Origin of the sequence: Frankia sp. Hr75.2 (genome assembly GCF_949319125.1) — a bacterium.
GTDB classification, from domain to species: Bacteria; Actinomycetota; Actinomycetes; order Frankiales; family Frankiaceae; genus Parafrankia; species Parafrankia soli.
On record NZ_CASGGV010000094.1, the window covers coordinates 1 to 4241 of the forward strand.

The window sequence follows — 4241 nt, forward strand, 5'->3', positions numbered from 1 at the left end:
TGATACAGATGAGCAACCGACCGCGTATGTGAGCAGCCCATGAGCAGCGGTCAGGTTCATCCGAGCAGTCGCCACCGTCGGTGATGTTCAGTAACATGCCCTCGGTGTCTACGAGCCGCGGGCCGCCCTCGGCGAACAGGGCCTCCGCATCGACCCGGCCCGGCGCCGAGGGCGTTCAGCCGGGCTTTTCCATGTCAATGAACTCCACGGCCCCGTAACCGTCGAAAGTCTCGGTATGCCGGCCGGTCTCGGTGAAGCCGATGCGCCGGTACAGGCGGATGGCGCGTTCGTTGAAGGCCGCGACATCGAGCGCCACGCAGCGCCGGCCGTAGATGGGGCGGGCGAACTCCAGGCCAGCCAGCACGAACTGCTCGCCGAGCCCACGACCGGTGAGATCCGGTCGCAGGCCGAACCCGTAGAACAGCGCGTCGCCGCACGGCTCGAAGAAGTAGAAGCCGATGAGGGCGCCGTCGTCGTCGCGCACGGCGAAGAAGAGCTCGGGGTTCTTCACGGGTAGGCCGTCGCTGTCGTAGAAGTCGTAGGGCGGGTCGTAACGCCAGGCGTCGCGTTCGCGGAACATGGCGTCGTCCGCCGGTTCGATCCTCACCGCTCCCGCCCGTCCCGAACGCCGGTCCCACCCATCAGCGCGATTCTCCCACGGCGCGCGGTGGTTGGCCTCCTCCATGGAATGCTGGCCCTACCTCGTCCGCTGAGCGCGACGTCCAACCCGTCCTCGACCTCCTTCACCGGACACGAACTGCGGTCACGTTCAGTAGCCGACAGTGGGGCTCCGCACCCGTCAGTCCTGGCAATAACTGCTCAACTGGCTCCCGGCGGGAAGGCGGGAGTACGGGTCTAGCCGGAGATGGATGGGGTGAGGTGGGCGGTGAGCGCGGCGGCGGTCGCGGCGAGCAACGGCATGGCTCGCCGCGCGGCCGGGACGGATGGCGCGGTCACCGAGAGCGCCGCCGCTGGACCGCCGTCGCTTGTCGGACCCACCGGTGCGGCGATCTCAACCTCCCCCAGACGCCTTTCTTCCTTGGCGATCGCAAGCGAGCCACCGCGAATGTCAGCGAACTGGCGGTGGAGTAGCCCCGGCGCGGTGACGGTGTATGGCGTGACCCGCACCAGGTCGCTCAGGACCTGCTGTCGTAGGGCGTCAGGACCGTGGGCCAGGAAGAGCTTGCCCGCGGCCGTCGCGTGCAGGGGCAGATGTGACCCCCTCGACACGGCTGCGCCCAGCTCGTCGACGACGAGCAGCCGATTGCCGTCGAGGGAGGTGAGCGCCACGGCACGGCCCGTCGCCGTCCGCAGTCCACGCAGGTAGGGCTGTGCGGCGTCGGTGAGCCGACGCTGGCACGGAACCTGACCGCCCAGCACCCACAGCCGGGTCCCCAGCCGGTACGACCCGTCCGCCTGACGTTCCAACCCTCCCCACGCCACGAGCTCCCGCACCAGCCGCAGCGCCGTGGGCAACGGCAGACTGCTGCGCGCCGCGATTGTGGTCAGCCGCAGGCTGGCCGACCCGTCGGCAAACACGTCCAGGACGGACAACGCCCTGCCTACCGCCGACATACCGCCGCCTTCCGGATGCCGCGCCGTCCTAGCCGTCGGGTGACCGCGTGAAATCTATGATCACCGCGCCGCGTCCGGCCGTCACCGCGTCGCTTTCACCTGATGAAACCGGACGCTACCGCCCTGGCTCCGCTGCCCGGCAACCTGTGAGTTCCCCGATCCACATGAGGCCATGAGAGGCACGCGCATGCTGCTGGACCTGTCGCCCGATGAGTTGTTGTCCACCACCCGGGCGGTACGCCACCGGTTGGACCTGTCCCGGCCGGTGCCGTGGGAGCTCATCCAGGAATGCGTCGAGCTCGCCGTGCAGGCGCCAACCGGTCGTAACCGGCAGCGATGGCATTTCGTCGTGGTCACCGACCGGGAGCGACGCTACGCGCTCGCGGACGTCTTCCGGAAGGCGGTCGCCGCAGCCGACCCGCACGCCAGCCCGCTGACGCAGCGCGACGCCGAGCGGATGAACGCCTACCCGTCGTCGCTGTCCAAGATGCGCAGCGGCTTCCAGCACCTGTACGACAACATCCACCGCGTGCCCGCGCTCGTGGTCCCCTGCGTCGAAGGACGAACCGACGACGCTTCCGTCCTCGCGCAGTCGATGACCTGGGGCTCGATCCTGCCAGCCGTGTGGAGTTTCATGCTCGCCGCCCGTGCGCGGGGGTTGGGAACGGTGTGGACGACCGCACAGGCGCCCCTCGAACGCGAGATGGCCACGCTGCTGGGCGTCCCGTTCAACCGGGTGATGCTGGCCGCGTTCATTCCACTCGCCTACACCGTCGGTACCGAATTCCGACCGGCTCCCCGAGTTCCCCTGGGCCAGGTGCTGCACCGCAACCACTGGTAACAAGTGGGACGGAAGCGCCGGCGAGTGTCAACAGGCGGGGCGGCAACCCTGGTCGCCATCGCGTTCAAACTGGTTCCCGACCAGCAGAATGGCCAACTTCCGGACGCAACAGAGCCGCCGGATCAAGCTGGCTATCCGGGGTCCTCGAAAGAGGAGGCGAAGTTTCTTCGGGAATGTTTAAAAAATGCGCAGGAAATGCCCTCCAAGAGTGGGCCGTCAGGGACTCGAACCCTGAACTAACCGGTTAAAAGACGGTAGGTAGACCTGTCGGCGAGTGCCACCCGGTGCCGCACGTGTGTGTTTGTGTAGGTCGCGGCGGGTTCTGCGTGTTGCGGGGTGTCGGGTACTGCCGGGTAGTGCTTCGTCGTATGGGTTCGCGATGTGCACACGGGACGGACCTACGGGACGGTTGCGGATCTTCGATCGCCCTCGATGGAGATCGATCCGACTACCTGTCCGTCGTGATCGGATAAGTTCCGATTTCCTGGAACTCGGCGGTTCCGCCGCTATGCTTCTTTTGGCGGGGTGGGCTGATCCTCCCAATGCAACAGCGCCGGCAGGCCAGATCATCGGCGTCAACGGCGGCCGTTCCACGACGTCGGCGGTCTTCTAGGCCCGCCGCCTCCGCCCGAGCCGGTCAGGGGCGCAGGCGGTAGCGGATCAGGGGGCCCAGCTCGCCCTGGACGGTGGCGAACGGGGTCAGGCCAAGGCGGGTGATCACGCGGGTGGAGGCGGTGTTGCCCTCGTCGACCTCGGCGAGCACCTCGGGGAGGCCGACGGTGGTCAGGGCGTGGTCGACGACCGCGCGGGCGGCCTCCGTTGCGAACCCGCGGCCCCAGGCGGCGGGGGAGAGGCTGTAGAGGACCTCGACGCCGAGGTCCTCCAGGGGGCGCAGCCCGGCGGTGCCGACCAGACTGTCGTCCCCATGCCCGCCGTGGTCGTCATGGCCGCCGCGTCCGCGGACCAGCCAGAGGCCGTAACCGTGGGCGGCGAACGACGCGGCGCTGTCGGCGACGGTCTGGGAGATCTCCGCCGGCGACAGGGCAGCGCCGTCGAACAGAAACCGCCGCACGTCCGGATCGGTCCAGTGCGCCGCCAGCTCTGCCTGGTCGGCGTCCGCGACCGGCGTGAGCACCAGCCGCTTCGTGATCAGTATGTGTTCCACGGCGCCCGATCCTGTCAGCCGCCGGCGATGGTCGCGGACCTCGCGGCGCGTCTCCCGGCCGACTCCGTTTTCCGCTCGGACCCCACACGCGGGGAGTCCGCGCGCGGTGGTAGGTAGGTAGGCGGCCTCGGCGGGCGGGTCCCGTCATATCCGACCTGTGTTCGGATCTGTGGCTGGCTGGTCCTCCTCGGTCGTTCGTCGGCGTCCAAGGACATCGGGCTGCTGGTGTTGCGGCACGAGGTGGCCGTGCTGCGCCGGGATCTGTTGCATCCGGCCGGAGCAGGGGCCCGTGTCGATGGGCGACATGATCGACCCATGGGTCGACGTGTTGTCCGCCGGTGCCGGTGCCGGAGTTCGCTGGGTTCCGGTTCCCACCCGAAGTGATCGTTCTGGCGGTCCGCTGGTACCTGCGGTTCGCGCTGTCCTACCGGGACGTCGAGGAGCTGCTCGCCGAACGCGGCCTCGAGGTCGATCACGTCACGGTCTACCGGTGGGTGCAACAGTCCTACGAACTACACTTTTTGTATGGCAAAGTTGAACGGCCTGCGACTTGGTCTGTACACCCGGTACTCGGAACTGGTCGGTGGGGATGACGCGTTAGAGCGCCAGGACGAAGACGGGTACGAGTTCGCCGACGAGCACGGCGCGACGATCGAGAAG

At 68.1% G+C, this 4241-nt stretch carries 4 protein-coding genes and 1 pseudogene; 2 read left to right on the forward strand and 3 right to left on the reverse strand.

Annotation, left to right across the window (positions count from 1 at the left end; translation table 11 throughout):
- Positions 1–175: 175 nt before the first annotated feature.
- Positions 176–607: a GNAT family N-acetyltransferase gene (locus AC559T_RS08810; protein WP_498868397.1), complete on the reverse strand. Its 432-nt coding sequence runs from the start codon at positions 605–607 to the stop codon at positions 176–178.
- A 248-nt stretch (positions 608–855) separates the two neighbouring features.
- The gene (locus tag AC559T_RS08815) at positions 856–1575 is read right to left on the reverse strand and encodes an IclR family transcriptional regulator (protein ID WP_071060104.1); all 720 of its coding nucleotides are present in this window, start codon (positions 1573–1575) and stop codon (positions 856–858) included.
- A gap of 172 nt (positions 1576–1747) precedes the next feature.
- On the opposite strand from AC559T_RS08815, the gene AC559T_RS08820 reads away from it, so the two are divergent.
- Positions 1748–2416: a nitroreductase family protein gene (locus tag AC559T_RS08820; protein WP_498868398.1), complete on the forward strand. Its 669-nt coding sequence runs from the start codon at positions 1748–1750 to the stop codon at positions 2414–2416.
- A 637-nt stretch (positions 2417–3053) separates the two neighbouring features.
- On the opposite strand, the gene AC559T_RS08825 is transcribed toward AC559T_RS08820, so the two are convergent.
- The gene (locus tag AC559T_RS08825; protein WP_498868399.1) at positions 3054–3581 is read right to left on the reverse strand and encodes a GNAT family N-acetyltransferase; all 528 of its coding nucleotides are present in this window, start codon (positions 3579–3581) and stop codon (positions 3054–3056) included.
- 344 nt (positions 3582–3925) lie between these two features.
- Here AC559T_RS08825 and AC559T_RS08830 point away from each other — a divergent pair.
- A pseudogene (locus AC559T_RS08830) lies at positions 3926–4084 on the forward strand (IS6 family transposase); the annotation flags it as partial.
- Positions 4085–4241 lie beyond the last annotated feature (157 nt).

Coding starts and splice junctions, on each gene's coding strand:
- AC559T_RS08820 (WP_498868398.1), top strand. CDS start 1,748: ATGAGAGGCACGCGCATGCTGCTGGACCTGTCGCCCGATGAGTTGTTG.
- AC559T_RS08815 (WP_071060104.1), bottom strand. CDS start 1,575: ATGTCGGCGGTAGGCAGGGCGTTGTCCGTCCTGGACGTGTTTGCCGAC.